Source organism: Streptomyces alkaliterrae (assembly GCF_007097205.2).
In the GTDB taxonomy this organism is placed as follows: Bacteria; Actinomycetota; Actinomycetes; order Streptomycetales; family Streptomycetaceae; genus Streptomyces; species Streptomyces alkaliterrae.
Map to the genome: position 1 here is coordinate 1 of NZ_VJYK02000527.1, position 2129 is coordinate 2129.

At 75.0% G+C, this 2129-nt stretch carries 2 protein-coding genes; one reads left to right on the forward strand and one right to left on the reverse strand.

What is annotated here, in order from left to right; genetic code table 11:
* Positions 1 to 314: 314 nt before the first annotated feature.
* On the reverse strand, positions 315 to 1244 hold the full coding sequence (locus tag FNX44_RS26395; RefSeq protein WP_143651495.1) for a Ppx/GppA family phosphatase: 930 nt from the start codon (positions 1242 to 1244) through the stop codon (positions 315 to 317).
* 60 nt (positions 1245 to 1304) lie between these two features.
* Between FNX44_RS26395 and FNX44_RS26400 the strand changes: the two genes are divergently transcribed.
* On the forward strand, positions 1305 to 2129 hold an 825-nt coding region (locus FNX44_RS26400; protein WP_438948047.1), incomplete at its 3' end, for a DUF3109 family protein.

Consider the following 2129-nt stretch of genomic DNA (forward strand, 5'->3'; position numbering starts at 1 on the left):
CCCCACCCCGTACCGGTGGCGCCCCACGGCACGGCCGGCCCTCGACACGTCGGTGAGGCGTCCCGTCCCCGCGCGCCGGCCGCCTGGCGGGGTGGTGTCCCGGACCATGCGGCACCCGCGCCCGGCGTCACAGCGCGCACGCGGCGGGCAGCACCTCCCCACTCACGGCGGCGCCGCCGGCCGGCACCCCGACGCCCCGGCCCGGCGCACGCGGAGCGTGCGCGGCCGAGGCGGGCGGCGCGGCCGACACCGTGGCGGGCGGCGCGCCCCGACGCCTGGCGGGGCGGCGGTGCTCGCCGCCGTGGGCGGCGGCGTCAGCCGCGGAGGCGGTCGAGGCGGCGGAGGATGACGCCTTCGCGGAGGGCCCAGGGGCAGATCTCCAGGGTGCGGACGCCGAAAAGGTCCATGGCGGCCTCCGCCACCAGCGCACCGGCCAGCAGCTGCCGGGCCCGGCCCTCCGACACGCCGGGCAGCGTCGCCCGCTGCTCGGCGGTCATCACCGCGAGCTTGGGCACCCACTCCTCGATGGACTCCCGGTTCAGATCCCGCTGCACGTACAGGCCGTCCGCCGAGCGGGCGGCGCCGCCCAGCCGGGCGAGCTGCCGGAACGTCTTGGAGGTGGCCACCACGTGGTCCGGCTCGCCGAGCCGGGTGAACTCGCCGACGACCCGCGCGATCTCCGCCCGCACGTGCCGCCGCAGCGCCCGCACGGCGTCCGGGTCCGGCGGGTCGCCGGGCAGCCAGGCGCCGGTCAACCGCCCGGCGCCGAGCGGCAGGGAGACGGCGGCGTCGGGTTCCTCGTCCTGGCCGTAGGCGATCTCCAGCGAGCCGCCGCCGATGTCCAGCACGAGCAGCCGCCCGGCGGACCAGCCGAACCAGCGGCGCGCGGCGAGGAACGTCAGCCGCGCCTCGTCCGGCCCTGACAGCACCCGCAGCCGCACCCCGGTGTCGGCGGTGACACGTTCCAGCACGTGGTCGTGGTTGGTGGCCTCGCGCACCGCGCTGGTGGCGAACGGCAGCAGGTCCTCGACGCCCTTGTCCTCGGCGACCTCCACGGCCTCTTTCACCGTGCCGGCGAGCCGGTCCACGCCCTCCGGGCTGATCGCGCCGCTCTCGTCGAGCAGCTCGGCCAGGCGGAGTTCCGCCTTGTGCGAGTAGGCGGGCAGGGGGCGTGCGCCGGGGTGTGCGTCCACCACCAGGAGGTGGACAGTGTTCGAACCCACATCGAGGACACCGAGTCTCATGAGGGAGCACGCTACTGCGGTGCACCCGATTCGGCCGATTCGACGCTTACCCTGGGACGCGTGAGCAAGACGAAAGACGCCAAGCCGGGCAAAACGCGAAACGTCGGCGGTCGCAGGCGCCGCGCACGCGGCGAGGAGGTGAGTCTCGACCACGACCGGGCGTGGGTGGAGTTCGCCGATCCCGCCGATGAGGAACAGGTGTTCCGCTGCGACCTGACGTGGCTCACCTCGCGCTGGAAATGCGTGTTCGGGCAGGGCTGCGAGGGCATCCAGGCCGGTCGCGCCTCCGACGGCTGCTGCACGCTCGGCGCGCACTTCTCCGACGAGGACGACGAGCGGCGGGTGGCCGAGCACGTCGCGCGGCTCACCCCCGAGCAGTGGCAGTTCCACCACGTCGGGACCCGCTCCGGCTGGACCGAGCTGGACGACGAGGGCGAGCGCAAGACCCGGCGGGTGGCCGGCGCGTGCGTCTTCAACAACCGGCCGGACTTCCCCGGCGGCGCCGGCTGTGCCCTGCACCTGATGGCCCTCCAGGAGGGCCGCGAGCCGCTGGAGACCAAGCCGGACGTCTGCTGGCAGCTGCCGGTGCGCCGCACCTACGAGTGGGTGGAGCTGCCCGACGGCGAGCAGCGGTTGCAGATCTCCATCGGCGAGTACGACCGGCGCGGCTGGGGAAGCGGCGGCCACGACCTCAACTGGTGGTGCACGGGCGCGCCGGCCGCGCACAGCGCCGCCGAGCCGGTGTACGTGTCGTACAAGGCGGAGCTCACGGAGCTGATGGGCAAGGCCGGCTACGACCGGCTCGTCGAGCTGTGCGAGGAGCGGCTGGCCGGTTCCGGACAGCTTTTCGCCCCGCACCCGGCGGACCCCCCGCTGCTCCCGATC